General features: G+C 72.5%; 22 protein-coding genes. 12 read left to right on the forward strand and 10 right to left on the reverse strand.

Annotated elements, in window-relative coordinates:
• The first annotated feature begins 196 nt into the window (after positions 1-196).
• The 8 genes from H299_RS0109620 (at position 197) to H299_RS0109655 (ending at position 7,722) form a co-directional block, all read left to right on the forward strand.
• Entirely contained in the window at positions 197-475 is a 279-nt protein-coding gene (locus H299_RS0109620; protein ID WP_486587217.1) for a hypothetical protein, read from the forward strand.
• A gap of 96 nt (positions 476-571) precedes the next feature.
• Positions 572-877, forward strand: a complete 306-nt coding sequence (locus H299_RS0109625; RefSeq protein WP_027748246.1) for a hypothetical protein — start codon at positions 572-574, stop codon at positions 875-877.
• Positions 878-1,150: 273 nt separating this feature from the next.
• Positions 1,151-1,690 carry a Uma2 family endonuclease gene (locus tag H299_RS33135; RefSeq protein WP_037758439.1) on the forward strand — a complete coding sequence of 180 codons (540 nt, stop codon included), beginning with the start codon at positions 1,151-1,153 and terminating at the stop codon, positions 1,688-1,690.
• A gap of 364 nt (positions 1,691-2,054) precedes the next feature.
• Positions 2,055-3,344 (forward strand): aspartate kinase, encoded by a 1,290-nt coding sequence (locus H299_RS0109635; protein ID WP_027748247.1) that lies wholly within the window; start codon positions 2,055-2,057, stop codon positions 3,342-3,344.
• Positions 3,341-4,393, forward strand: a complete 1,053-nt coding sequence (locus H299_RS0109640; protein ID WP_027748248.1) for an aspartate-semialdehyde dehydrogenase — start codon at positions 3,341-3,343, stop codon at positions 4,391-4,393. Before H299_RS0109635 ends, H299_RS0109640 begins: the two co-directional genes overlap by 4 nt.
• A gap of 391 nt (positions 4,394-4,784) precedes the next feature.
• Positions 4,785-5,387 carry a SigE family RNA polymerase sigma factor gene (locus H299_RS0109645; RefSeq protein WP_027748249.1) on the forward strand — a complete coding sequence of 201 codons (603 nt, stop codon included), beginning with the start codon at positions 4,785-4,787 and terminating at the stop codon, positions 5,385-5,387.
• Entirely contained in the window at positions 5,384-6,769 is a 1,386-nt protein-coding gene (locus H299_RS33140; protein ID WP_158692309.1) for a hypothetical protein, read from the forward strand. The genes H299_RS0109645 and H299_RS33140 overlap by 4 nt, the downstream gene beginning before the upstream one ends.
• A 122-nt stretch (positions 6,770-6,891) precedes the next feature.
• Positions 6,892-7,722, forward strand: a complete 831-nt coding sequence (locus H299_RS0109655) for an SURF1 family protein (protein ID WP_027748250.1) — start codon at positions 6,892-6,894, stop codon at positions 7,720-7,722.
• Here the strand turns inward: H299_RS0109655 and H299_RS33145 are convergent.
• The gene (locus H299_RS33145) at positions 7,643-9,520 is read right to left on the reverse strand and encodes a prolyl oligopeptidase family serine peptidase (RefSeq protein WP_051262287.1); all 1,878 of its coding nucleotides are present in this window, start codon (positions 9,518-9,520) and stop codon (positions 7,643-7,645) included. The two genes, H299_RS0109655 and H299_RS33145, sit on opposite strands and share 80 nt — an antisense overlap.
• A 519-nt stretch (positions 9,521-10,039) precedes the next feature.
• On the opposite strand from H299_RS33145, the gene H299_RS0109670 reads away from it, so the two are divergent.
• Positions 10,040-10,495: a carboxymuconolactone decarboxylase family protein gene (locus H299_RS0109670; protein WP_027748251.1), complete on the forward strand. Its 456-nt coding sequence runs from the start codon at positions 10,040-10,042 to the stop codon at positions 10,493-10,495.
• Between the two features lie 83 nt (positions 10,496-10,578).
• Here the strand turns inward: H299_RS0109670 and H299_RS0109675 are convergent, their stop codons facing one another.
• On the reverse strand, positions 10,579-11,742 hold the full coding sequence (locus H299_RS0109675; RefSeq protein WP_027748252.1) for an ROK family transcriptional regulator: 1,164 nt from the start codon (positions 11,740-11,742) through the stop codon (positions 10,579-10,581).
• Positions 11,743-11,862: 120 nt separating this feature from the next.
• On the opposite strand from H299_RS0109675, the gene H299_RS33150 reads away from it, so the two are divergent.
• A complete protein-coding gene (locus tag H299_RS33150; protein ID WP_078512601.1) occupies positions 11,863-13,134 on the forward strand; it encodes an MFS transporter in 1,272 nt (423 codons plus the stop codon).
• A gap of 97 nt (positions 13,135-13,231) precedes the next feature.
• Here the strand turns inward: H299_RS33150 and argG are convergent, their stop codons facing one another.
• A complete protein-coding gene (argG, locus tag H299_RS0109685; RefSeq protein WP_027748253.1) occupies positions 13,232-14,677 on the reverse strand; it encodes an argininosuccinate synthase in 1,446 nt (481 codons plus the stop codon).
• 87 nt (positions 14,678-14,764) lie between these two features.
• Complete coding sequence (gene sigJ, locus H299_RS0109690) at positions 14,765-15,697, reverse strand: RNA polymerase sigma factor SigJ (protein ID WP_027748254.1); 933 nt, start codon at positions 15,695-15,697, stop codon at positions 14,765-14,767.
• A 275-nt stretch (positions 15,698-15,972) separates the two neighbouring features.
• On the opposite strand from sigJ, the gene H299_RS38210 reads away from it, so the two are divergent.
• Positions 15,973-17,097, forward strand: coding sequence for an LUD domain-containing protein (locus H299_RS38210; protein WP_078512602.1), 1,125 nt, complete (start codon positions 15,973-15,975; stop codon positions 17,095-17,097).
• 124 nt (positions 17,098-17,221) lie between these two features.
• Here the strand turns inward: H299_RS38210 and H299_RS0109705 are convergent, their stop codons facing one another.
• Complete coding sequence (locus tag H299_RS0109705; protein ID WP_486587218.1) at positions 17,222-18,103, reverse strand: aminoglycoside phosphotransferase family protein; 882 nt, start codon at positions 18,101-18,103, stop codon at positions 17,222-17,224.
• A 225-nt stretch (positions 18,104-18,328) separates the two neighbouring features.
• The gene (locus H299_RS33160) at positions 18,329-18,757 is read right to left on the reverse strand and encodes a hypothetical protein (RefSeq protein WP_051262340.1); all 429 of its coding nucleotides are present in this window, start codon (positions 18,755-18,757) and stop codon (positions 18,329-18,331) included.
• A gap of 158 nt (positions 18,758-18,915) precedes the next feature.
• On the opposite strand from H299_RS33160, the gene H299_RS0109715 reads away from it, so the two are divergent.
• The gene (locus H299_RS0109715) at positions 18,916-19,677 is read left to right on the forward strand and encodes an alpha/beta hydrolase (protein WP_027748256.1); all 762 of its coding nucleotides are present in this window, start codon (positions 18,916-18,918) and stop codon (positions 19,675-19,677) included.
• 17 nt (positions 19,678-19,694) lie between these two features.
• Here the strand turns inward: H299_RS0109715 and H299_RS0109720 are convergent, their stop codons facing one another.
• From H299_RS0109720 to H299_RS0109735, 4 genes are all read right to left on the reverse strand, one after another.
• Positions 19,695-20,591, reverse strand: a complete 897-nt coding sequence (locus H299_RS0109720; protein ID WP_027748257.1) for an RNA polymerase sigma-70 factor — start codon at positions 20,589-20,591, stop codon at positions 19,695-19,697.
• A 206-nt stretch (positions 20,592-20,797) separates the two neighbouring features.
• On the reverse strand, positions 20,798-22,018 hold the full coding sequence (locus H299_RS33165) for an FAD-dependent oxidoreductase (RefSeq protein ID WP_051262288.1): 1,221 nt from the start codon (positions 22,016-22,018) through the stop codon (positions 20,798-20,800).
• 106 nt (positions 22,019-22,124) lie between these two features.
• Positions 22,125-24,362, reverse strand: a complete 2,238-nt coding sequence (locus tag H299_RS0109730; protein ID WP_027748258.1) for a DUF6571 family protein — start codon at positions 24,360-24,362, stop codon at positions 22,125-22,127.
• Positions 24,363-24,373: 11 nt separating this feature from the next.
• Complete coding sequence (locus H299_RS0109735; RefSeq protein WP_027748259.1) at positions 24,374-24,856, reverse strand: hypothetical protein; 483 nt, start codon at positions 24,854-24,856, stop codon at positions 24,374-24,376.
• Positions 24,857-24,963 lie beyond the last annotated feature (107 nt).

Raw genomic sequence — 24,963 nt, forward strand, 5'->3', positions numbered from 1 at the left:
CTGTCCGGAATCCGTTGAACCGATCAATGGGCCCGTACTACCGGCGTGTTGTGGCGAATATCGGAGCCGTCGAAATCAATCTTCGACAAACGGGTGATGCAGGCGGCGTGTCGCCTCTTCCCGTGAAATCGGTGATTTAGCATCACTCGTGAAATGCGGCTCGGAGTGAGCTGTAATCGTGATGGGAAACGGAGAAATGATGCGCAAGCTTCAGAAGGCTGCCGTGGTGGCCGCCATGGTGGGTTCCGTCGGCTTCTTCGGTGTCGGCACGGCCGTCGCCGGTGGCGGTCCGGAGATCGACGTGCAGCAGACCACCAACTGCAAGTCGCACGACCTGAACCTGAGCGTGCTGAGCAACATCGGCGTGCTGAACGGCCTGGCCGGCAACCTGCTCAACGGTGAGGGCAACCCGGGTCAGACGACTCAGGACCAGGGCTCCACCATGGGCTGCTCGAACGAGGCCTTCGGGGGCTGATCCCCCATGACGGGAACAGGCCCCGACGGCCAAGGCTCGGGGTGCCACCGTCGGGGCCTGTTCCCGTCCGCCGAACCACCGCGGAGGAAGAAACAAATGCTGAATTCGAAGAAGACGCTGGCGCTGGCCGGAATTCTGGGCGGTCTCGCGCTTTCCGCCGGCGGTGTCGGCCAGGCGTACGGGGAATCCGCTCCCACGGTGTGCAAGTACACCAGCAACGGCAGCGTTCACTGCACCCAGGAGAGCGAGCGGCGCTACGTCGCCGAGGACGGTTCCAAAGTCAGCGTCCAGCAGTCCAAGAGCTGCACGAGCTACGAGCGGAACCGCCGTGTGGGTCCCCTCTCCGGTGACGGCCGGATCTCGCAGGGCGCCACCATGAGCTGCTCCAACAGCGCCCCCTGATCCCAGCCTGATCTCAGCGCCCCCGCCCCACAGCCGCTCCGGTGCCTGCGGCTCTCGCAGCGCAGGCCCCCGGGGCGTTCGTGTGTCCGGCGTCAGTCCCCGCCCTTCGCCAGGGCGAGAGCGGCGCGCTCGATCAGGGCGGCGCCGTCGACTGTCCCCCGTGTGGGTGAAGGATGTGACATTCGTGGCCGAGTAGGCTGGTGCGGTCGGCAGTATCCGGCTCATGGGAGCAGTGATGAGTGTCGAGCCGAGTACGAGTGGCCGCAGCCGCCGGTGGGCGGGTACACCGCCGATGACCTGGAGCGACTCCCCAATCTGCCTCCGCACACGGAGCTGATCGACGGCAGCCTCGTCCTCGTGAGTCCGCAGTCCAATTTCCACATGCGCGCTATGCGTGTGCTGGAGCACAACCTGCTTCAGGCGGCACCACCCGAGATCGAGGTCATCCGAAAGATGACCATCACGCTCGGACCTCGCAACCGACCCGAGCCGGATGTGATGCTCGTGCGCGCGGACGCCGTGACCGGCCTCAAGCAGACGAGCTACCAGCCCGAGGACGTGCTGCTCGCGGTGGAGGTCGTCTCGCCCGACTCCGTGGAGCGCGACCGGGACGCCAAGCCGCGCAAGTACGCGGCGGCGGGCATCGCGCACTACTGGCGGGTGGAGGAGGACGACGGCCGTCCCGTCGTGTACGTCTTCGAGTTGGAGCCCGCCACGCGTACCTACGCGGTGACCGGCATCCACCATGACCGGCTGAAGGTGAGTGTGCCCTTCACCGTGGACATCGACCTGTCGGCGGTCGGCCGCCGCTAGTGCCGCGTCAGGCGCCCGTCACTCCTCCGGCCCAATCCTGCCCGCGGTTTACGTACGTGCGGAGCCCGCCCCGCCCGCGCCACCCGTGCCGGGCAGCCGGAGGCCGGGCGTCCGCATCGTGTGAGGTGCCGCACGTTTCCGTGTGGCGAGCCGGGCAGCGGGCAGGGGTTTTTGCTGGGTGGGTGCGACGTGGCGCCCGTCAACCGCGCTGCGAGCGGGTGTCCGCCGAGCGATGACGGGTCGGCGCCACCGTGCGTCTCGCGGCGCGTGAGCGGACGGGGCGAATCCCGCCCGCTCGGTAAACTGTGCCGAAGCGGGGCCCCGGCCGATACGGGCCCCGGTGAGTTACGAGGAGCGAGCACACGTGGGCCTTGTCGTGCAGAAGTACGGCGGCTCCTCCGTTGCCGATGCCGAGGGCATCAAGCGCGTTGCCAAGCGGATCGTCGAAGCCAAGAAGAACGGCCACCAGGTGGTCGTCGTGGTCTCGGCGATGGGCGACACGACGGACGAGCTGATCGATCTCGCTGGAGAGGTGTCCCCGGTGGCGTCCGGGCGCGAGTTCGACATGCTGCTGACCGCCGGAGAGCGCATCTCCATGGCACTGCTGGCGATGGCGATCAAATCGCTGGGCCACGAGGCGCAGTCGTTCACCGGCAGCCAGGCCGGCCTGATCACCGACTCCGTGCACAACAAGGCGCGGATTCTCGATGTGACGCCGGGCCGCATCCAGAGTTCGGTGGACGAGGGGAACATCGCGATCGTCGCGGGCTTCCAGGGCGTCTCCCAGGAGAGCAAGGACATCACCACGCTCGGCCGGGGTGGCTCGGACACCACCGCCGTGGCGCTGGCCGCCGCGCTGGGCGCCGAGGTGTGCGAGATCTACACCGATGTCGACGGTGTCTTCACCGCGGACCCGCGGGTCGTGAAGAAGGCCCGGAAGATCGAGTGGATCTCGTTCGAGGACATGCTGGAGCTGGCGAGTTCCGGTTCGAAGGTGCTCCTGCATCGTTGCGTGGAGTACGCGCGCCGGTACAACATGCCCATCCATGTACGGTCGTCCTTCTCCGGTCTGCCGGGCACCTGGGTCAGCGGACGGCCACGAGACGAACAGAGCGGACAAGGGGAACAGTCGATGGAACAGGCGCTCATCTCCGGTGTCGCGCATGACGCGTCCGAGGCGAAAGTCACGGTCGTCGGAGTGCCCGACAAGCCGGGCGAGGCCGCGATGATCTTCCGGGTGATCGCCAACGCCGAGATCAACATCGACATGGTCGTGCAGAACGTCTCCGCCGCGACGACCGGGCTGACGGACATCTCCTTCACGCTCCCCAAGGCGGAGGGCCGCAAGGCGATCGCCGCGCTGGAGAAGTCCCGTGCGGAGATCGGCTTCGAGTCGCTGCGCTACGACGACCAGGTCGCGAAGATCTCCCTCGTCGGCGCGGGCATGAAGACGAACCCGGGTGTCACGGCGACCTTCTTCGAGGCGCTGTCCAACTCCGGGGTCAACATCGAGCTGATCTCGACCTCCGAGATCCGCATCTCCGTCGTCACACGCGAGGACGACGTCAACGACGCGGTGCGCGCGGTGCACACGGCCTTCGGTCTCGACAGTGAGACCGACGAGGCCGTGGTCTATGGCGGCACCGGCCGGTGACGCCCGTCAGCAGGCCGACCCTGGCGGTCGTCGGGGCGACCGGTGCCGTCGGGTCGGTGCTGTGCGGGCTGCTCTCCGAGCGGCGGGACGTCTGGGGTGAGATCCGGCTGATCGCGTCGCCGCGTTCGGCCGGCCGGAAGCTGGCCGTACGGGGTGCGCAGGTGGAGGTCCTCCCGCTGAGCGAGGAGGCCCTCGACGGCGCCGACGTGGTGCTCTTCCAGGTCCCGGACGAGGTCGCGGCCTGGTGGGCGCCGGTCGCCGTCGCGCAGGGCGCGGTGGTGGTGGACAGCTCGGCGGCCTTCCGCCAGGACCCCGAGGTGCCGCTCGTGGTCCCCGAGATCAACGCGCACGCGGCGCGGGTCCGGCCCCGCGGGATCGTCGCCAGCCCGGACTGCACCACGCTCTCGATGATCGTCGCGGTCGGGGCGCTGCACTCGGAGTGGGGCCTGGAGGAGCTGGTCGTCTCCAGCTACCAGGCGGTCTCCGGCTCCGGCCGCGCGGGCGTGGCGCGGCTGCGGGAGCAGCTCGCGCTCGTCGCCGACACGGAGCTGGGGACGAAGCCGGGCGACGTACGGCGGGCGCTGGGCGACACCGTGCCGTACCCGGCGCCGATCGCGCTGAACGTCGTGCCGTTCGCGGGCACGCTCGCGGCGGACGGCTGGACGTCGGAGGAGCTGAAGGTCCGCGACGAGACCCGGAAGATCCTTAGCATGCCGGATCTGCGGGTGACCGCGACCTGTGTGCGGGTGCCGGTGATCACCGGGCACTCGATGTCCGTGCACGCCCGCTTCGAGCGGGAGGTGTCGGTCGAGGGAGCGCACGAGATCCTGGCGAACGCCCCCGGCGTCGTGTTGTGCGACGACCCGGCCGAGGGGGAGTTCCCCACCCCGGCCGACGTGGTCGGCACCGACCCGACCTGGGCCGGGCGGGTGCGGCGCTCGCTCGACGACCCGCGCGGGCTCGAACTCTTCGTGTGCGGCGACAACCTGCGCAAAGGCGCGGCGCTGAACGCCGCCCAGATCGCGGAGGCGATCGCGGACGGGCGCTGACGCGCACGTTGTCCGGGTCGCCCGAGTGGGTGGGGTTTCTGCCGCGCCATCTGTGAAGATATGGTGATCAGCTTACGGACTCGGACAACTGGTCTGTACCACTGGCCCGGTACCTGCTTCTGGCATGAGAATTTCCACCCCCGTCCGCGGAACCGATGGCGGCTCGGGAGCGTCTTCCGTACCGCCAAGTCTCTGCTGTCAGGGCATGAAGTCGCTGGAAAAACTGGGACATTGGGGAAGAGCTGGTACGCATGAGGTCTTTCGGGGCGGTACCGAGAAGGCTTGCTCATGCGTACAACCCTGACAGGGGGATGGGTGTCCAACAGGCGTGGCAGAAGTACTGGGAGTTGCGACAGCTTCGGGGCGCGGTCTCCGCGTCAGCACCGGAGGCATGCCGGTGATCGCGCCGTGGCCCACCGCACGCCCCGCGCCGGCGCAGCCTCCGTCCACGGCCCCCACGCGCGGGGGCGCTGACGACGCGATGACAGCGGGCACCACTGCGGGCACCACGGTCGACCACCTCACCGAGACCTACCGCACCCACTACCGATCGCTGCTGGGGCTGGCGGCGCTGCTGCTGGACGACACCGCCTCCTGTGAGGACGTGGTCCAGGAGGCGTTCATCCGGGTGCACTCCGCCCGCAAGCGGGTCCGCGATCCGGAGAAGACCCTCGCGTACCTGCGGCAGACCGTCGTCAACCTCTCCCGCTCCACCCTGCGCCGCCGCATCCTCGGCATGAAGCTGCTGTCGAAGCCGATGCCGGACATGGCGAGCGCGGAAGAGGGCGCGTACGACCGGATCGAGCGGGACGAACTGAAGAAGGCGCTGGGCGGGCTCCAGCGCCGGCAGCGCGAAGTGCTGGTGCTACGCTACTTCGCCGACATGACAGAATCGCAGGTCGCAGAGGTGCTGGGGCTGTCGCTCGGTTCCGTGAAGGCGTACGGCTCGCGAGGGATCGCCGCGCTCAGAATCGCCATGGAGGCCGTGTCGTGAGCGGTCGTGGCGAGGAGCCGGACAGGCATGGCCGCGAGCCGGACACCTCCGGCGCCCCGGACGGGCCGGGTGGACCGGACAGGCCGGGTGGTTCGGACGCATTGAGCGAGCGGGTGGACGGGGCGGGTGCCGCCAGCCCCGACCCGCCCGACGGCGAGGACGGGGCGGGGGCGGACGGCCCGAAGGCGGGTGCGGACACCCCGGATTCGGCGGATGCCGCGGGCACCCCGGACTCCGTGCCGGATGACGACGGCGCCCGCGAGGAGCCCCCCGGATCCGCCGCCCCCGCCGAACTGGACGAGGCAGGCCTGCGGCTGCTGCTGCGCGACACCGTCCGCGACCTGGAGCCTTCCCCCGCCAGCCTGGAACGCCTGCGCAAGGCCGTCCCCGCCCGCCGTACGCACCGCCGCCGGGCGCTGGTCGGCGCCGCCGCGGCCGTGCTGCTCGGTGGGGCGGCCATCCCCGGACTCCTGCACGTGGACATCGTGCCCGGCGGGGAGAAGCCCATGCACGCGGCGAGCCACTCGGAGTCGCGGGGCCCCGACGAGGAACCGCGGGAGGGCACCGGGGAGCGGAGCGAAGAGGCCCGCAAGAAGCAGCAGGAGAAGGAGAAGAAGGACAAGAAGGCCGACGGCGCGTCCGGCGAGCCCACCACGGGCGCCACCCGCGTCCCCGACCCCAGCAGCACCCTGGAGGCCATGGCCCCCAGTTGCGGGCGCGACCAGCTGGGCGCGGCGACCGCGAACGTCGGCGAGCCGGACGCGCAGGGGCGCACCCACGGCTCCTTCCGGGTGGAGAACACCTCCGGCCAGATCTGCACGGTCGAGGGCGAGGGCATCGTCGGCGTCAGCGCGCTGGGCCGGGCGAACAGCGACCGCATACAGGTCGTCGACCACACCTCGGGCGACAGCGCCACCAGCCTGCTCCCTGACCCGGCCGCCAGCCCCGAACAGCTGGTGCTGGAGCCGGGCGCCGCCTATGTCGTGGAGTTCGCGTGGATTCCGCTCGAGGGCGGCGGCACCACGGGCTGCGCTGCCTCCACCACCCCGCCCCCGGCCACCGGAGGCACGGCGGAGGGCGGCGACGGCTCGCCCAGCACCGGAGAGGGCGCCGAACCGGTCGAGGGCGGTGAGGGCGCCGAGGGCACGCCCGACACGGACACCGGCGGGACGACGGAGACCACAGGCGGCGGCGAGGCCGGCGCGTCCGGCGGGACGGACGCGGGCACCGGCGACGTCGACGGTGGCGGCGGAGGCAGCCCCGAGGCGGGCGTGTCCGTGAGCCACACGCCGGACGTCGGCGACACCGCCGTGGCGGGCACGGTCGTCCAAGGCGCCTGCGCGGGCACCGTGTACCGCACGGGAGTGCTCGCGGGGTCCTGACGCCTGCCCACTTGACGCCTGCCGCCTGCCCCCCCCCGCCGCCTGACCGTGGCCCGGCTGCGCCACGGCGGCCGGGCCACCCTGGCGACGGAGCCCGCGCGCACGCGCCGTACCGTGGGGGTGTGTACCGGTTCCTGCTGACCCCGCGGTGGTGGGGGATCAACCTCTTCGTCGTGCTGGCCATCCCGGTCTGCCTGTTCATGGGCAGCTGGCAGCTCACCCGCTTCGAGGCCCGCGTCGAGAACCACCAGCAGCAGGAGCGCTCGGCCGCCGACGCCGCCGAGGCGAGGACCGTGCCGCTGGCCGCGCTGCTGCCCGTCACGCAGGAGACCAGCGGGCGCGCCGCCCGCGTCACCGGCCGCTACGACACCGCGCACCCGCTGCTCGTACCGGAGCGGCGGCTGGACGGCGAGCGCGGCTTCTACGTGCTGAACCTGCTGCGCACCGGCTCCGGCAAGGCCCTCCCCGTCGTACGCGGCTGGCTGCCCGGCAGCCCGGACGCGAGCCGGGTGCCGAAGGTCCCGGGCGGCGAGGTGACCGTCACCGGGGCGCTCCAGTCCACCGAGTCGCCGACCACCGCCGGAGCGGAGGCGGGCGCGCTGCCCGAGGGGCAACTCGGCATCATCAGCGACGCGACGCTGGTGAACCTGGTGCCGTACGAGGTGCACGCCGCCTGGATCACGGTGCAGCGTACGGAGGGCCCGCTGCGGCCGGTGCCGCCGGTCGCGCCCGCCAACACCGGCCTGGACATGAAGGCGTTCCAGAACCTCGGCTACACCGCCGAGTGGTTCGTCTTCGCGGGCTTCGTCCTGTTCATGTGGTTCCGCCTCTTCCGCCGCGAGGCGGAGCTGGCGAAGGACGCGGAGCTGGGCCTCAGCCCGCCTGACCCGCCCGGTCCGCAGGCGAGTCCAGATGACGCGACGCGAACTCGATCTCCAAGCGGAGCTGCTTGATCCGCTCCTCCACCACGAGCGAGCCGTGCCCCGCGTCGTAGCGGTACACCTCGTGCGGGTGGCCGCGCTCCGCGAGCCGCCGCACGTAGTTCTCGACCTGCTGGATCGGGCAGCGCGGGTCGTTCACCCCGGCGGAGATGTAGACGGGCGCCCGCACCGCGTCGACGTAGCTGATCGGGGACGACGCCGCGTAGCGCTCCGGCACCTCCTCCGGGGTGCCGCCCAGCAGGGTGCGGTCCATCGACTTCAGCGCCTCCATCTCGTCGTGGTACGCCGTGACGTAGTCCGCGACGGGCACCGACGCCAGGCCCAGCGCCCACGACTCGGGCTGGGTGCCCAGCCCGAGCAGCGTCAGGTAGCCGCCCCACGAACCGCCGGCCAGCACGAGCCGCGCCGGATCGGCGAGGCCGGAGGTGACGGCCCACTCCCGGACGGCCGCGATGTCCTCCAGCTCGATCAGGCCCACCCGGTGCTTGAGCGCGTCCGTCCAGGCGCGGCCGTAGCCGGTGGAGCCGCGGTAGTTCACCCGTACGACCGCGTAGCCGTGGTCCACCCAGGCGGCGGGCTGGCCCGCGAACGCGTCGCTGTCGTGCCAGGTCGGGCCGCCGTGCACGTCGAAGACGGTGGGGAACGGGCCCGGCCCGGCGGGCTTCTGCACCAGCGCGTGCACGGTGCCGCCCGGCCCCTCCACCCAGACGTCCTCGACGGGCACCGACTCCGGCGCCTTCGCCCCCGGCGGGTCGAGTACCACCGCGCCCGTGGTCGAACGCACCTGCGGGGGCTGCGCGGCGGAGGACCACAGGTACTCCACCGTCCCGTCCGGCCGGGCCGTGGCACCGGAGACCGAACCGCCGGGGGTCTCCACCCGTACGAGGGCGCCGGTGGCGATCTCGTACCGCCACATCTCGCTGCGCGCCTGGTGGCTGTGGACGACCAGCAGCGCGCTGCCGTCCGGATACCACTCCGCGCCGACGTCGCCGGGCAGCTCGATCGCCAGGTCCGTCGCCTCGCCGCTGACCGGGTCCCAGATCATCGGCTCCCACCGGCCGCGCCGCTGGTGCCCGACGAGCAGCCGGGCATCGCCCGCGACCGGGGCGAAGCCGAGCGTGGTCAGCCCCAGCTCCTTGGTGCCGCCCTCGGAGTCGTCCAGCTCGGCGACCGTGCCGCCGTCGGGGCGGATCACGCGCAGCGCCGAGTGCATCGCGTCGCCGTGCTCGGTGTGCTCGACGGCGATCAGGCTGCTGTCGTGCGAGAGGTCGCCGACCCCGGCGGACTCGGGGTGCCGGTAGATCTCGACGGGCTCCGCACCCGGGCGTACGACGTGCAGGGTGGAGCCCTCCTCGTCCGTCGACCGGCCGATCACCGCCGTGCCGTCGCGGCCGAGTGCCAGCCCGGCCGGGTACGAGGGCGCCAGGCCGGGGGCCGCGGGCTCGTCCGGGCCGCCGCCGAAGGGCTGGCGCAGCCAGACGCCGAACTCGTCGCCGTCCTTGTCCGCGAACCACCAGACCGACTCGCCGTCCGGGGTCAGCGCGCCGTCGGTGGTGCCGTTGGGGCGGTCGGTGACCTGCCGCTGGGTGCCGGTGGCCCGGTCCCAGGCGTACAGCTCGAAGGTGCCGGTCGCGTTGGAGACGAACAGCGCGCGGTCGGGGGCGTCCACGGCCCACTCCGGCAGGCCGACGCGGGGGGCGCGGAAGCGCTGCTCCCAGACGGGGACGGTGTCGGCGCCGGGGGCGACGGTGCTGGCGGCGGAGTTCTCGGGGGTGCCGGGGCCGGGGGCGGCGGTGGGGTTCGTCGTCATGGGCCCATTGTCTCCGGCTCCTGATCTCCGGCCGCGCCCTCCCTCCCGGAGGCGGCCGGGGCGCCGGATTGGGCGTCGGCCGAAGCGCCGGGCGTGCTCGAAAAGGTGCAGAAACCCAGCCGTTCGGGTGAAGCCCGAGAACCTTCCGCGTGCCCGGCAGTTGTACAGGGTGCTCCGGAAGCGCGGGGCCGCCGTCCTTCTCCGGGAGCGGCGCCGCCCGCTTCCGCCGCTCATGGACCCCGGGCCGCCGACCCCCCTCGGCGGTCCGGGCACCCGACCTGTACGCACCAGCCGCCAGCCGTGGGCCCGGACTCTCCCTCCTTCTGACCGGTGCCCCCCTCCGCAGCCCTCTTCGCGGGCCCCCCTTGTACCGCGAAGGGGGCTGCGACCTGCGTACGACAGGTGTGCGACCCGTCCACCCCGCGGGCGTACGGGAGCGATTCTCCGGCCGCGCCGGTCACACTCTTCCGTCGGCATCCGTCGAAGTAGTGAACCGTCTCCCAGGAAGGGGAAGCACTCATGCAGGCACGGATGAAGAACCCGGCAGTGATCATCCCGGCTGCCATGCCGGCCATCCAGAACTTGTACAAGGCCACCCGGCAGAGCGGCGTACCGGAGGCCACGCTCGAACTGGTGCACCTGCGGGTGAGCCAGATCAACGGCTGCGGTCCCTGCATCGACTCGGGCACCCGCTCGGCCAAGAAGAACGGCGAGACCGACGAGCGGCTGCACGCGGTGGCCGCCTGGCGCGACGCCCCCTACTTCACGGAGGCCGAGCGCGCCGCGCTCGCGCTCGCCGAGGCCGTCACCCGCCTGAGCGACCGTCCGGACCCGGTGCCGGATGCGATCTGGGACGAGGCCGCCCGCCACCACAACGAGGAGCAGCTGTCCGGGCTCCTGCTGGCCGTCGCCGTCACCAACGTCTTCAACCGGCTCAACGTGCCCACCAGGCAGGTCGTGGGCGCGGGCTGGTAGACCGCCGGTACGTCCGCTTCCCCGCACGGCGGCCCGCCTGTACGGCCGGCGGGGGAGCGGCCGGGCCGCGGCGGGGAGCGCGGTCAGGCCAGAGCCGGGAACAGCGCCTGCTCGGCCGCGTCCCGGGCGGCGAGCAGCGCGCCGCGCAGCACGCCCGCGCCGCCCAGCTCGCCGGGACGCACCCGCGTACCCAGCGGGGAGAGCGTCGCGAGCTGCTCCTCGACGAGACCGGCCAGCACCGTCCCGCCCGCCCGGCCCACCTCGCCGCCCAGCACGACGCACCCGGGGTCGAGGATGGCGGTGACCGCGGAGGCGCCGAGGCTGACGCGGAAGGCGAGCGCGGTGAGGAACGGCTCGCCGTCCGCACCGGCCGCCACGGCTGCCCGGACGGCCTCCTCGGCCGTGGGCGCGGCGTCGAGGCCGTGCTCGACGCCCAGTGCGCGGATGGCCGTGCCGCTGGTGAGCGAGTGCAGGCCTCCCTCGCAGCTCACGGCCGACGGCAGTGCCCGGGTGCCCGGCACCGGCAGGAAGCCGATCTCCCCCGCGCCGCCGGAAGCGCCGCGCCGCAGCTTGCCGTCGAGCACGACGGCCGCGCCGATGCCGTCGCCGAGCCAGAGCAGGACGAAGGAGTCGCGGTCCTGCGCCGCGCCCTGGCGCTGCTCGGCGATGGCGGCGAGGTTGGTCTCGTTCTCCACCCGCACGGTCGCGGGCAGCCGCCGGTGGAGCAGCGCGATCAGTTCGTGGTGCCAGGCGCGCCCGGTCATCCTGCGCAGTTCGCCGGTGGCCGGGTCGATCAGGCCGGGCGCCCCGATGGCGACGGTGTGCAGCGCTTCCGCGCCCGCTTCGGCGACCGTGTGTTCGAGCAGGTCGGCGGAGCGGGCCGTGGCCTCCTCGGCGGGGGTGTCCGGGGCGATGCGCAGCTCGGCCTCGGCGAGCGTGGTGCCGAGCAGGTCGGCGACGAGCACGCGGACGCTGTCCGTCCGTACGTCCATGGCGGCGAGGTGCGCCCGGTCGGCGGCGATGCCGTAGAGGCGGGCGTTGGGGCCGCGGCGCTTGGCCGAGGACTCGCCGGCGAGCCTGATCAGGCCGGTGTCCTGAAGCCGCTGGACCAGGTCGGCGACGGTCGGGCGGGCGAGCCCGGTGAGGGTCTTCAGCTCGGCGGCCGAGAGCGGTCCCCGCTCCAGGAGCAGCCGTAGCGCGAGCCGGTCGTTCAGGGCCCGGGCGGTGCTCGGCGAGGCGGGAGACATGTGCGCATCCTCTCAGACGGCGCTCGTTCGCGGGGCATTTCTTTCAGGAAGGGTCCCTGATAGTTTACGTCCTCGAACGCCGCCGACAGGGCGGACCGATGAGGGGAGGGCTGGTCGGCGATGACAGCGGCAGCGAAGACGGCGGACGCGGACGGCGGGGACCGCGTGGAGGGCGCGGACGGCGGGGACGGCGGCTGCGACGCCGGTACCGCCGCCCAGGCGCGGCTGCGGCGGGCCAGGTTCGCCGTGGCCACCGTCTTCTGCGTGCACGGCGCGGTGACCGGCAGCTTCGCCACCCGCATCCCGTGGATTCAGGAGCATGCCGGGGTGTCGGCGGGCCAGCTGGGCTTCGCCCTCGCCTTCCCGGCCGTCGGCGGCCTGCTGGCGATGCCCACGGCCGGGGCCGTCAGCCACCGCTTCGGCGAGGGCACCGCCCTGCGGGTCCTGATGGTCCTGTGGTCCCTGGCGCTGATCCTCCCCAGCCTCGCGCCGAACCTCGTGGCGCTGTGCGGCGGGCTCTTCTTCTACGGGGCCGCCGCGGGCGTGTCCGCCGTGGTGATGAACGCCCTCGCGGTGGAGACGGAGAGGCGCCTCGGCCGGTCAATCATGTCCGGGCTGCACGGCATGTGGAGCATCGGGGTGCTGATCGGCTCCGTCGGCGGCACCCTCGCGGCCCACGCCGGCACCGACGCGCGGCTGCACCACGGTCTGGCCGCAGCGGTGCTGACCGTACTGGGGCTGATCGCCTGCCAGGGTCTGCGCGGCATGCGCAGCGAGCCGGAGGAGGAGGCGCCGCCGCGCTTCGCGCTGCCGCCCAGGTCGGCGGTGCTCATCGGGGCGGTGGGCTTCTGCGCGGTGTTCGCGGAGGGTGCCAGCCTGGACTGGTCGGCGGTCTACCTGCGCGACGTCCTGGACGCGTCACCCGGCCTCGCCGCCGCCACGACCACCGCGTTCGTCCTGACGATGGCCCTCGCCAGGCTGGCCGGCGACAAGGTGATCGACCGCTTCGGCGCGGTGCGCACCGTGCGCGGGGGCGGGGTGCTGGCCACCGTGGGCGGGCTGATGGTCGTCACCACGCCCTCGGTCGCGGTGACGATGGCGGGCTTCGGGCTGATCGGCCTCGGGGTGGCGGTCGTCGTGCCCGTCGCCTACGCGGCGGCGGCGCGCAGCGGCCCGGCCCCGGCCCGCGCCATCGCGGGCGTCGCCACCCTCAGCTACGTGTCGGGGCTGATCGCCCCGTCCGCGATCGGCGGGATCGCGGATCTGACCTCGCTGATGGTGTCGTTCGGGCTGGTGACGGCGCTGGCCTTCGGGCTGGTCCTGGGCGCGGGCATGCTGCGGGCGGGGGACCGTACGGCCGGGGCGGGCGCGGGGAGCGCGGGCGAGCGCTGAGCCGGGCGTCCCCGCGCCGGTGCTCCGCCGCGGGTGACCCCGCCGGTGCCCCCGGTGACCCCCGCCACCCGGCGCGGGCCACCGGCGGCGGCACGCTTCAGTCCGTGCCGAACTCCATCGCGGCGCGGTCCAGCATCTCCTCGTCGGCGGAGACCTCGCCGCTGGAGGCGATGGCTTCGGCGCCGCCCTCCGGCATCGTGCCGATCAGCCCCGTCGCGGCGGCCTGGGCGGCGCCGACGGCGGGACCGGCGGCGCCGATCAGGCCGAGTCCGGCGTACTGCTCCAGCTTGGCGCGCGAGTCGGCGATGTCCAGGTTGCGCATGGTGAGCTGGCCGATCCGGTCCACCGGGCCGAACGCTGAGTCCTCGGTGCGCTCCATGGACAGCTTGTCCGGGTGGTAGCTGAACGCCGGGCCGGTGGTGTCGAGGATCGAGTAGTCCTCACCGCGGCGCAGCCGCAGCGTCACCTCGCCGGTGACGGCCGCGCCGACCCAGCGCTGGAGCGACTCGCGCACCATCAGCGCCTGCGGGTCCAGCCAGCGGCCCTCGTACATCAGCCGGCCCAGACGGCGTCCCTCGTTGTGGTACTGGGCGAGGGTGTCCTCGTTGTGGATCGCGTTGACCAGGCGCTCGTACGCCGCGTGCAGCAGGGCCATGCCGGGGGCCTCGTAGATGCCGCGGCTCTTGGCCTCGATGATCCGGTTCTCGATCTGGTCCGACATGCCCATGCCGTGCCGGCCGCCCACCGCGTTCGCCTCGGTCACCAGGTCGACGGCGGAGGCGAACTCCTTGCCGTTGATCGACACCGGGCGGCCCTGGTCGAAGCCGATCGTCACGTCCTCGGCGGGGATCTCGACCGAGGGGTCCCAGAACCGCACGCCCATGATCGGCTCCACGGTCTCCACGCCGGTGTCCAGGTGCTCCAGGGTCTTGGCCTCGTGCGTGGCACCCCAGATGTTGGCGTCGGTGGAGTACGCCTTCTCCGTGCTGTCGCGGTAGGGCAGGTCGTGCGCGACCAGCCACTCCGACATCTCCTTGCGCCCGCCCAGCTCGGTCACGAAGTCCGCGTCCAGCCAGGGCTTGTAGATCCGCAGCTGCGGGTTGGCGAGCAGGCCGTAGCGGTAGAACCGCTCGATGTCGTTGCCCTTGAAGGTGGAGCCGTCGCCCCAGATCTGCACGTCGTCCTCGAGCATCGCGCGTACCAGCAGGGTGCCCGTGACGGCGCGGCCGAGCGGCGTGGTGTTGAAGTACGCACGGCCGCCCGAGCGGATGTGGAACGCGCCGCAGGTCAGCGCGGCCAGCCCCTCCTCGACCAGCGCCGCGCGGCAGTCGACCAGGCGCGCGATCTCGGCGCCGTAGGTCTTCGCGCGGCCGGGGACGGAGGCGATGTCGGGCTCGTCGTACTGGCCGATGTCGGCGGTGTAGGTGCACGGGACGGCGCCCTTGTCACGCATCCACGCGACCGCGACGGAGGTGTCGAGGCCGCCCGAGAAGGCGATGCCGACGCGCTCGCCGGCGGGCAGGGAGGTGAGAACCTTAGACATAGGAAGATTATGCATGACTCCGCATGATCATGCAATGTGCTCCCGGTACGGTCCCCCGTGCGGCCCCCGCTGCGGCCCCGGCGCGGGTCAGCCCACCGTCCAGGGGCGGAGCTTCTCGGGGTTGCGTACGGCCCAGATGCGCGTGATCCGGTCCCCGACCACGTCGAACGCCAGCACCGAGCGGGTGACCCCGTCCTGCTGGACCACCAGGCCGGGCTGGCCGTTGACGGTGCGCTCCAGGATCGTCTGCGCGGGCACCCGCTCGACGGTGGCCAGGAGGTAGCGCGCGATCTCCTCGCCGCCACGGGTGATCCGGGTCGCCGCGGTGACGAGGCCGCCGCCGTCCGCGAGCCCCGTCGCGTCGGGGTCGAGGAGGTTGATGAGGGCGTGGATGTCTTTGGCTTCCCAGGCTTGTTTGAAGTGGCGGACGGTTTGGGTGCGTTGGGCGGGGGGTGGTGCTGGGGTCTGGGCGGTGCGCAGGCGGCGGCGGGCGGAGGAGGCGAGTTGGCGGCAGGCGGCGGGGCTGCGGCCGACGATGGTGGCGACTTCGGCGAAGGGGTAGCGGAAGACGTCGTGGAGGATGAAGGCGACGCGTTCGGCGGGGGTCATGGAGTCGAGGACGACGAGGAAGGCCATGTTGACGGATTCGTCGAGGGTGACGTGGTCGGCGGGGTCGGTGGTGGTGCTGCCGGGGGTGGGGGTGCGTTCGGTGTGGTCGGGGAGGGGTTCGGGAATCCAGTCGCCGACGTAGCTTTCGCGGCGGGCGCGTGCGGAGCGCAGCAGGTCGAAGCAGATGCGGCTGGTGACGGTGGTGAGCCAGCCGCCGGGGGAGGTGATGGCCTCGCGTTCGGTGGGGGTCATGGCGTACCAGCGGGTGCAGGCTTCCTGGACGACGTCCTCGGCGTCGGTCAGGGAGCCCAGCAGGCGGTAGGCGAGATTGATCAGCTGCCGCCGCTCACCCATGATCGCGTTCAGGCTCGCATCAGGCCGGACGTTCCCCTGCTCGGTCCTGGTCTCCATCGTGTCGCCGGCTCCCTCGGTCGCGTCTGCCTCACCTGTCCGACACGACAGGGCACCGATCTGTGAGGCGGGGCGCCCACCTCACATTCCACCGGGCCGCGCTGTCGTACGGCTGAGACGCACACCCACCACGGCGAACAGGAACCCGGTGATCGCATGCCCCGCCTCCCCGTCCCGCGAGCGTGCCCGGACGGGCACGGACGCCTCCCGCAGCACCGTCCCATGGCGGCCCGGCCGCACCGCGTACCGGCCCCGGCACGAGGCGGCGTGAACCGGTGAGCGACTTTCAGGCCCTCGCCGACCGCGTCGGGATCGAGGCGCTGCGCGGCGAGTTCACCGACGCGGTGATGATGCGCGACCGGGCACGCCTGGCGTCGCTGTTCACCCCGGACGGCGTGCTGCGGATGCCCGACATCCCCGTCGAGCAGATCGGCCGCGAGGCGATCCGCACCGGGGGCGAGCAGCTCCAGGCGCGGTGGGACTTCTTCGTACAGACCACACACCCGGGCGTGATCCGGCTCGACGGCGACACCGCGACCGGCCGCGCCTACCTCCAGGAACTGGGGCGCGACCTCGACGGCCGCCAAGGGCTGAACTACGCCCTCTACCACGACCGCTACCAGCGCACTCCGGACGGCTGGCGGTTCGCCGAACGGGTCTACGAGATCAGGTACGCGGACACCAGCCCCCTGACGGGATCGGCGCCCCAGCGAACCGACCCCGCCCGCCCCACACCGCACCACCCCGTCCCGAGCAGCCCAGGAGAAGCCATGACCACCTCGACTTCCGCGCCGGTGTTCACCGAACCGGCCTCTGAGCGGAGCCTGGAGCGGACCGCCGCCGCGCTGACGGCCCGCGGCTTCGCCGTAGAAATCCTCGACGACGCCGCTGCCGCCCGTACCCGTGTGGGCGAGCTGCTGGACGAGGGCACCAGCGTGTTCACCTCGGCCAGCGAGACCCTCCGCCTCTCCGGCATCGAGGAGGACGTCAACACCGGCGGTCGCTACCAGGCCCTCAAACCAAAGGTGCTGGCGATGGACCGCGCCACCCGCGCCGACGACATCCGACGGCTGCTCGCCAGCCCCGACGTCGTCCTGGGCAGCGTCGCCGCCGTCACCGAGACCGGCTCCCTCGTGGTCGCCTCCGGCAGCGGAAGCCAGCTTCCCGCCTACGCGGGCGGCGCGGCCCGGGCGATCTGGATCGTCGGGGCGCAGAAGGTGGTGCCTGATCTGGAGACCGCGCTGCGGCGCGTCGAGGACCACTGCCTCCCGCTGGAGAGCGCCCGCACCCAGGAGGCGTACGGGGCGCCCAGCGCCGTCAACCGCCTGCTCCTCCTCCACGCGGAACACCGGCCGGGGCGCGGCACGGTCCTGTTGCTCCGCGAAGCCGTCGGATTCTGACGCCGCGAAGAGCCGTGCCGGTCGCACCCGACCGGCACGCCGTCGTCGCTCGCACGTGCCAGGCGTCGCACAGCAGCCGACATGTGACGCCAGGCCCCAGGGGGCGTGGCTGACGGCACAGCGCTCAGCCGAGCAGGGCCGCGGTGATCTGCCGGGTGGTCTGCGCGGCGACGCGGGGGCTGACGGCGGCGTAGCAGGTGTAGGCGTTCAGACCGGTGGCCAGGGCCCAGCCGCGGCCCCGCAGCCAGGTGGCGTCGTCCACGCCGAGCGTGTCGCGGAAGACGGCCCGGCTGGTAGGGGTCATCAGGGTGAAGGCGATCGTCAGGTCGGGGGCCGGGTCGCCGATGCCGAGTTCGCCGAAGTCGAGGACGGCGCTGAGGCGGCCGTCGACCGTCAGCAGGTTGCCGGTGTGGAAGTCGCCGTGAAACCAGACCGGCGGGCGGTGCCACCCGGGCGCGCTCAGCGCCGCCTCCCACAGGCGGATCATCGCCTCGGCGTCGAAGACGCCGCCCAACTCGGCGATCGCGGCCCGCGTCTCACCGTCCCGGTCGGACAGCGGCGCTCCGGTGAGGTCCTCGCCGGTCTCCCCGGGCGTGAGCCGCTGGAGGGCGGCCAGGAACTGCGCCAGTCCGACAGCGGCGTCGGTGGAGTCCGCCAACGCCTCGACGGTCGCCACCTCGCCGTCCATCCAGCGGGACACCGCCCATGGCCACGGATAGCCGGACCCGGGCTCACCCACCCCCTCCAGCACCGGGACGGCCAGGGGCAGGTGCGGGGAGAGCCGCGGCAGCCACCGGGACTCCTTCCTCGCCTGCCCGATCGCTCCCGCGTGGCGGGGGAGCCGCACGGACAGCTCTCCGCCCAGCCGGTAGATCACATGATCGGAGCCGGCCGGTTCGAGCAGCCGCAGCGGAAGCCCCGCCCACTGCGGGAACTGGGTGTCGACCAGGCGCCTGACCAGTGCGGCATCGATGTCGGGACGGGTGTCCGAGGTGTTCGGGGTCATCACGTGCGATTCCTGTGCTCGGCCCGCTCCGTGCGGCGGGCGGCCGGGGCCATCACACTCTGCCGCGCCCCCCTCTGTCGAGCGCATTCCGCACCGCACGCACGCTCCGCGGCGCCCGGCGGGCCGCCCTCAGCGCCACGGGTCGAGGCCGTGCGTGCTCGGCGTGGCGTCAGCCGCAGGCGGCACCGGCACTCGCGCCGCTCACCCTGGCGGCATCGCTGATCCTCACGCCGGACGGCAACGCCCGGGCGCCGCACGCTCTTCCGCCGATGCGCCGCGATCCTCGTCCGCGCCCGCCACCGCGTAACCCGGTACGGACGGCCAGCGAACCGTCAACACCACCGATTCCTCCGCCGCGTACCACGAGTGGTCCACTCCGCGACCCCACACGACGTAGTCGCCCCGCTGCTCCAGGACGACGCTGCGGCCCGGGAGTTCGACGTGGAAGCGACCGCTGATGAGGACCAGCAGGGCAGTGCGTTCCTCGCCCTTGACCCACTCCGCCCGCTCGTCGCCGCGCGGGTGGACGCCCCACTTGATCTCCACGGCCTCGCTGTGCCGCGGGTCGCCGGGGTCCTTGAAGTGCCCGAGGAGCCATCCGCGGTCCAGGGCCGCGTCCTCGCCCGCGTTGCCCACGTACACACCGTTGTTCACGCTCTCCTCCACACGCTCGCCACCATGGTACTTTCGGCGGCGCCGTACGCCGCGCACCGAGGAGGTGAGACCGATCCACGCTCTGACAGGTCGGGACTCCCTCTCTCACACGGCTCGGGGAGTGCCCGCACAAGGCATCCCGAAAGGCCGGACACGCCATGCGCCTCACTTCTCCCTCTCCCTCGTCCTCCTCCGACGGCGTCCGCGAACAGCTCTTCACCCTCGATGAGATTCCCGGGGCACTGTGGACGCCGGAAGGTGCCACAGGTCCGCGACCCCTGGTCCTGCTGGGACACGGCGGCGGCCGGCACAAGAAGTCCCCGGACATCGCGACCCGCGCGCGCCGTCTCGTACTCGACGGCGGCTTCGCGGTGGTGGCGGTCGACGTGCCCGGCCACGGCGACCGTCCCACGGACGAGGAGTACGACCGGATCGCCGCGAAGAACCAGGCACGCGTGGCAGCCGGCGAGGAACTGGCCCCGCTGATCGCCGGGTTCCAGGCGCTCGTGGCCCGCCGCTCCGTCCCGGAGTGGCGGGCTGTTCTGGCGGCGGTCCGGGAACTCGCGCACGTCGGCACCGGCCCGGTGGGCTACTGGGGGGTGTCGCTGGGGTGCGGGCTCGGCGTTCCCTTCGTCGCCGCCGAGCCCCGGGTCCGCGCGGCGGTGCTGGGCCTGGGCGGGGCGGCGGCGGGCTCGGGCTCGGGCTCGGCGTTGGCTTCGGCCGCAGCCAGGATCACCGTGCCGGTGGAGTTCCTGCTGCAATGGGACGACGAGCGGGTACCGCGGGCCGACGCCTTGGCCCTGTTCGACGCCCTGGCCTCCGAAGAGAAGACGCTCCACGCCTACCCCGGCACGCACGGACAGCTCCCCGCCCGCGAACTGGACAGCACGGTGCGGTTCTTCACCCGGCAACTCGGCTGAGCCCGCCGAGGCCGTGCTCACCGCAGGGTGAGCGCGGTCTCGGCGGCGAGGCGGGTCAGCTTCTCGGGGTTGCGGACGTAGTAGACGCCCGTGATGAGGCCGTCCTCGACGCGCATCGCCATGATGCCGTCGATCTCGTCGTCCAGGCGCAGGACCAGTCCGGGGTTGCCGTTGACCACGGTGGACGTGCAGGTGATCGTCGCCTCGACCTTGCTGGAGCCGCCGAGGTAGAAGCGGACCAGCGTGTCGGCGCCGTGCACCGGGCGCGGTGTGGCCTGCCGCAGCCCGCCGCCGTCGCTGACCACGACGACGTCGGGGGCCAGTACGTCCAGGAGGGCCTGGGGGTCCCGTGACTCCAGCGCGCGGCGGAAGGACTCCACCACCGCCCGCGCCTCGCCCGGGGAGACCTTCCGGCGGGGGCGCCGGGCGTCGACGTGTCTGCGGGCGCGGTGCGCGATCTGCCGTACGGCTGCCGGGCTCTTGCCGACGGCCGCCGCGATCTCGTCGTAGGCCACGTCGAAGACCTCGCGCAGCACGAACACCGCCCGCTCGGTCGGCGCCAGCGTCTCCAGGACGAGCATCAGCGCCATCGAGACGCTCTCGGCGAGTTCGACGTCCTCGGCCACGTCCGGCGTGGTGAGCAGCGGCTCGGGCAGCCAGGAGCCGACGTAAGACTCCCGGCGGCGCTTGACCGTGCGCAGCCGGTTGAGCGCCTGGCGGGTCGTGATCCGGACCAGGTAGGCGCGCTGGTCGTGCACCTGGTTCAGGTCGACCTCGACCCAGCGCAGCCAGGTCTCCTGGAGGACGTCCTCGGAGTCGGCGGCCGAGCCGAGCATCTCGTAGGCGACGGTGAAGAGCAGGTTGCGGTAGGCGACAAAGGTCGCGGTCGCCGGGTCGGCGGCGTGCTCGGTCATGGCGTGGTGCCCTCTTCTCCTCGCTCGGTTCGGTCGCCTGACGGGCGCGCGGCGTCAGCTGCGGCACCTCCCGCCCCGGCTTCGCCGGGAGGCGCCCCCTGCGTGGCCGGAACCTCCGCATACACCCAGTATGCGGACGTTCCCTCGCCTTGCGGGGCACCGCGGCTGACGCCGCGCGCTGATCCACCACGCATCATGGGCAGCCCTCAGTCCCGCCCGGCGGCGGCCGACGGCTCGTTGTGCCTGCCGTGGCCGTCGTGCCCGTCGCGCCTCTCGCGCAGCACCTTCCGGCGCAGCTCGCCCTTGGGCCAGGAGTGCGAGCCGGGCTTGCGTGCCTCGTCCACCAGATGCTTGACGCTGGCCCGGCAGGACAGCTCCTTGAGCTTCGTGCCCACGGGCCCTCCGAGGTAGAACCTCATGGCGGTGTCGTCCTTGTGGGCGAGTTGGAAGATGCCGCCGTGGCGGCCCAGGCTGACGCACATGGCGGGGAACGACAGGTTGACGGGCGCGGGCCGCTCGCCCGCGATCCGGTGGAGCACCGTGTCGGCGGCGTGTGCGCCCAGGCAGCCCGCGGCGTACGCGCTCATCCGGAACGGCAGGTCGGAGGGCGCCGCGCAGTCCCCGGCCGCCACGATGCGCTCGTCGTCCACGCTGGTCAGCGTCTCGTCGGTGAGCAGGCGGCCCGCGGCGTCGGTGCTCAGCCCGCTGTGCGCGGCCAGTTGGGGCACGCCGAAGCCGACGGTCCACACGGTCAGCGCGCTCGGCACCTCGCGGCCGTCACCGAGGCGCACGGCGTCCTGGGTCACGGCCGTGACCTTCGTGCCGGGGCCGTCGAGCACGGTCAGACCGAGTCCGGCGAGCCGTCTGGCGGCCGTGCGCCGAGCCCGGGGGTGCAGGTACGGGCCGAGGTCGCCGCCGCAGACCAGGGTCACCCGGCGGCCCCCTTCGGCCAGTTCGGCTGCGGTCTCGATGCCGGTCGGTCCCGCGCCGACGACCGTCACCGGGGCCGGTGCGGGCGTGGCGTCCAGGAGCGACCGCAGGTGCCGCGCCGCCTCCAGGGTCGCGACCGGGTGGGCGTACTCGGCCGCCCCGGGCACGTCTCGTACGGCGCCGTGGCTGCCCACCGCGTAGATCAGGCGGTCGTAGCCGAGGGTGCGCCCGCTCGCCAGGGCGACCGCGCGGCCGGCCGCGTCGATCCGGGTGGCGGTGTCGAGTTCCAGGCCCACCCTCTGGGCCAGGACCTCGCGGTAGTCGACGACCGCGTCGTGCGAGCCGCCCACCAGCTGGTGGAGGCGGAGCCGCGGGACGAAGGCCGGGCGCGGGTTGAGCACGGTCACGGTCACGTCGTCGCGGCGCGTCAGCCGGTTCGCGGCCATGACGCCCGCGTATCCGCCGCCGACCACGACCACCTCGGTGTTCTCGGGCATGGTGCCTCCTCCGTTCAGGGGGTTCGGTCTGGAGACACCGGGCGGCCGGTTGCTGTGACAGTTCGCGCCTCGGATCACCCGGCGTGAACCGTTCGGGACGGTCTGGTCACTCTGTGTCGCCCGTCTCGCGTTCCGCCCGGCCGAGGCCGCTGTTGTAGCCCGTGTCGGCTGCGCCGAAGACCTCCTGGGGCCGCCCGCCCGTGGTGCGCCCCTCTTCCTGGGAGATGCCGAGTTCGTCGGCCCGGGCACGGAGCAGAGTCTGAGTGGTCTTCTTCTCGTCCCCGGCGAACAGGTCGATGAGCTGGTCGGAGGTTCTGCCGGACAGTTCGGCGTTCGCGTCGTTCGCCTGGTCGCTCGTCCAGACGTCGACCAGGCGCTGTGCCGCGTCGCCGACATAGGGGAAGCCCGTGATCGGAGCACCGATCTCGTGGTATTTGAGCTTGGCGTCCCAGTTGTTCTGGAATTCCTCGTCGCTCCGGTGATCTCCGAGCACGTCCGCGCGGACCCGGTCGATCACCCCCAGCGTCCGGCCGCTCTCCTCGGCGGTGCCGACGGCGCTGTCGGGGCTCTGGCCGGAGGGACGGGCGGTGAAATCACCGCGGTCCAGTTCGCTGATGCGGCGGGCGGATTCGGAGACCTGCGAGTCGTGGATCACCTTGAAGGCGTCGGCGTCCTCGGAGGCGCCCCGGATGAACTGGGTCAGCGCCTTGTGCTCGATGTCCAGACCGTTCGCACCGGTGGGATAGTCCCCCCGCTTTCCGAGGATCTCGTGCACGTCCTCCGGATAGGCGGAGAGAGCCGCCGCCATGTTCCCCCGGACGCCCTCGGGCATCGCCCCCTGGTCGACGCGGGTGACCTCGGCGTACTCGGTCACCATCGCCTCCATCACCCGGATTTCCGCCGGATCGTGCGGGCCGATCGACTCCGGCGGCGCAGCGCCGGGCACCCGGCCCGTACTGGCCGCCTCCAGCGCGGCCCCGAATCCCTCGTGCGTGAACTCCGGGCCGCCGATGAAGCCGAATCCGTCGAACTGGGAGCGCTTGACGAGGTGCGCGAGACGGTTGTTCTGCCCGCCCTCCTCGCCTTCCAGACCGGGCAGGGAGGCGTGCGGCGCGGCGGCGGGGTCGAGATACGACGTGGCCGCGCCCGGCTGCCGGCTCATCACCTCCAGCAGGGTGTCCACCGGGTCGTGCGCGACCCAGTCGTTCCCGTCGGGGTCGCCCCAGGCACCCAGGTCCTGGTGCTGGGCGGCCAGCACGTCGTCCGTCATGTCGTGCAGGAACCGCTCCGAGAAGCCGTCACCCCGGCGCATGAGGGTCGCCAGGCTCTGATAGCCGTGTACCTGCTCCTGGAGCAGGAACCGCTTCGGCCCCTGCGGGAGGACGCCCTGTTCCCGCACGTCCGTGCGCCAGTCCTGGTAGAACGTTTCCCAGCGGGCCCGCGCGCGGTCGTACGACGGCCCGCTGAGGTAGTCCGCGCGGCGCGGCTCGCGGGTGGCCGAGTCCAGCGAGGTGGCGAGCGCCTTGGACAGCTCCAGGTACTGGCTCCTGCGCTGGGGGTCGCCCTTGTGGGAGAACGGGTCGTTCAGGGAGTTGGTGAGGGTGAAGACACCGTCGGCGCCCAGGGAGTTGAGCAGCGTCCGGCTGTAGGCGGAGTTCCCGGAGTTGTCGCGCATGAGCCGCCGGAACTCCGTGACCTCCTGCGCGGAGAGTTTCTCGCCGGAATTCAGCTTCGTGCCCAGGTCCGCGCCGCGCTCTCCCTCGTACTGCTCGACGTCGCCCTTGGCCTGGCTGTTGAAGCCGCGGGAGGAGCCCTTTCCGTCGCGGTCCACGGTGACGGATCTGAGGGCGAGTTTCACGCCGTGGTCCGCGTCCGAGACCGCCTGGACGGCGTCCTTGACGTGCGCGGTCCAGCGCTGCTCCAGCTCCTGCCGGGCGCGGGGGTGAGCCGTCAGCCACTCCGACTCCTCCTCGCTCACCTTGGTGAGGTCGCAGGCGCAGCTGCCGTCCGAGCTGACCTTCATGTGCGCCTCGGCGGCGGCGTCCCGTGCCTCCACGACCTTCCTCTTGAGGGCGCTCAGCTGGGTGTGGGCGTCGTCGAGCAGCCGGCCGATCGCCTTCGCCTGGTTCCTGGCACCCAGGAACTCGTGGAAGGTGACGGTGGAGGACCGCTCGAACTCCTGCGCCGTCAGCCCGCCCCAGGCGCTGGAGACCGGATTCTTGACATGGGTCTCGTAGTCGGTCCGCAGTTCGCCGAAACGGGTCCCCATGGCCTTCCACGCTTTGGCCGCCTCCGCCAGGGTGGCGAGATCGGCGTGCATGACGTCGTAGTAGGTGAGTGCCATGTCGCCGCTCCTCACAGATCCGCGAGGGGACTGCGCGCGAAGGCGCCGCCGTGGCGGGTGTCGAAGTCCGCCTTCAGGCCGTGTTCGTGGGCGGCGAAGACCACGAAGCTGGACCGTATGGACCTCCGTTCCCCGTTCAGCCGGTCGCTGAGCGCTTTCAACTGCCGCTCCCATTCCTTCAGGCAGTGCGTGAGCCCGGCCGGGGTCTCCCAGCCGACGAGCGCCCCCGCGCCCGAGGCGCTGGCGTGGTGGCCGCCGCCGGCCACGGCCTCGGACGACGTGTCCGCGCCGGTCCCGGCCCGGGTCACGGCCGGGCCGAGGGTCTCCTCGATGTAGGTGGACGCCGTCCGCTCGTCGCGCAGCAGGAACAGGTCGCCGTCACGGCCGCTGCCACTGCCGGCGGCGCCTCCGGCCGCAGGCGCCTGGTCGAGCTGGGCGGGCCGCCGGGCGGTGGCGGCGGCGGTGTGCTGGGCCCAGACATCGTCGAAGGACATGGGGTCTCCCCTCCGGTCTCCTGGTCGGGTGTCGGCCCTGCGGAGGGGCGCCGCGCCGGACGTACGGCGTGGCGCGAGGTGCGGGGCTCGTGCATGGGATGCCACGA

The sequence above is a fragment of the Streptomyces sp. CNH287 genome, from assembly GCF_000424825.1.

Coding starts and splice junctions, on each gene's coding strand:
- argG (WP_027748253.1), bottom strand. CDS start 14,677: ATGTCTAAGGTTCTCACCTCCCTGCCCGCCGGCGAGCGCGTCGGCATC.
- H299_RS0109730 (WP_027748258.1), bottom strand. CDS start 24,362: ATGGCACTCACCTACTACGACGTCATGCACGCCGATCTCGCCACCCTG.
- H299_RS0109620 (WP_486587217.1), top strand. CDS start 197: ATGATGCGCAAGCTTCAGAAGGCTGCCGTGGTGGCCGCCATGGTGGGT.
- H299_RS0109735 (WP_027748259.1), bottom strand. CDS start 24,856: ATGTCCTTCGACGATGTCTGGGCCCAGCACACCGCCGCCGCCACCGCC.
- H299_RS0109720 (WP_027748257.1), bottom strand. CDS start 20,591: ATGACCGAGCACGCCGCCGACCCGGCGACCGCGACCTTTGTCGCCTAC.
- H299_RS0109670 (WP_027748251.1), top strand. CDS start 10,040: ATGCAGGCACGGATGAAGAACCCGGCAGTGATCATCCCGGCTGCCATG.
- H299_RS33150 (WP_078512601.1), top strand. CDS start 11,863: ATGACAGCGGCAGCGAAGACGGCGGACGCGGACGGCGGGGACCGCGTG.
- H299_RS0109705 (WP_486587218.1), bottom strand. CDS start 18,103: ATGACCCCGAACACCTCGGACACCCGTCCCGACATCGATGCCGCACTG.
- H299_RS0109645 (WP_027748249.1), top strand. CDS start 4,785: ATGCCGGTGATCGCGCCGTGGCCCACCGCACGCCCCGCGCCGGCGCAG.
- H299_RS0109715 (WP_027748256.1), top strand. CDS start 18,916: ATGCGCCTCACTTCTCCCTCTCCCTCGTCCTCCTCCGACGGCGTCCGC.
- H299_RS0109625 (WP_027748246.1), top strand. CDS start 572: ATGCTGAATTCGAAGAAGACGCTGGCGCTGGCCGGAATTCTGGGCGGT.
- H299_RS33145 (WP_051262287.1), bottom strand. CDS start 9,520: ATGACGACGAACCCCACCGCCGCCCCCGGCCCCGGCACCCCCGAGAAC.
- H299_RS0109675 (WP_027748252.1), bottom strand. CDS start 11,742: ATGTCTCCCGCCTCGCCGAGCACCGCCCGGGCCCTGAACGACCGGCTC.
- sigJ (WP_027748254.1), bottom strand. CDS start 15,697: ATGGAGACCAGGACCGAGCAGGGGAACGTCCGGCCTGATGCGAGCCTG.
- H299_RS33165 (WP_051262288.1), bottom strand. CDS start 22,018: ATGCCCGAGAACACCGAGGTGGTCGTGGTCGGCGGCGGATACGCGGGC.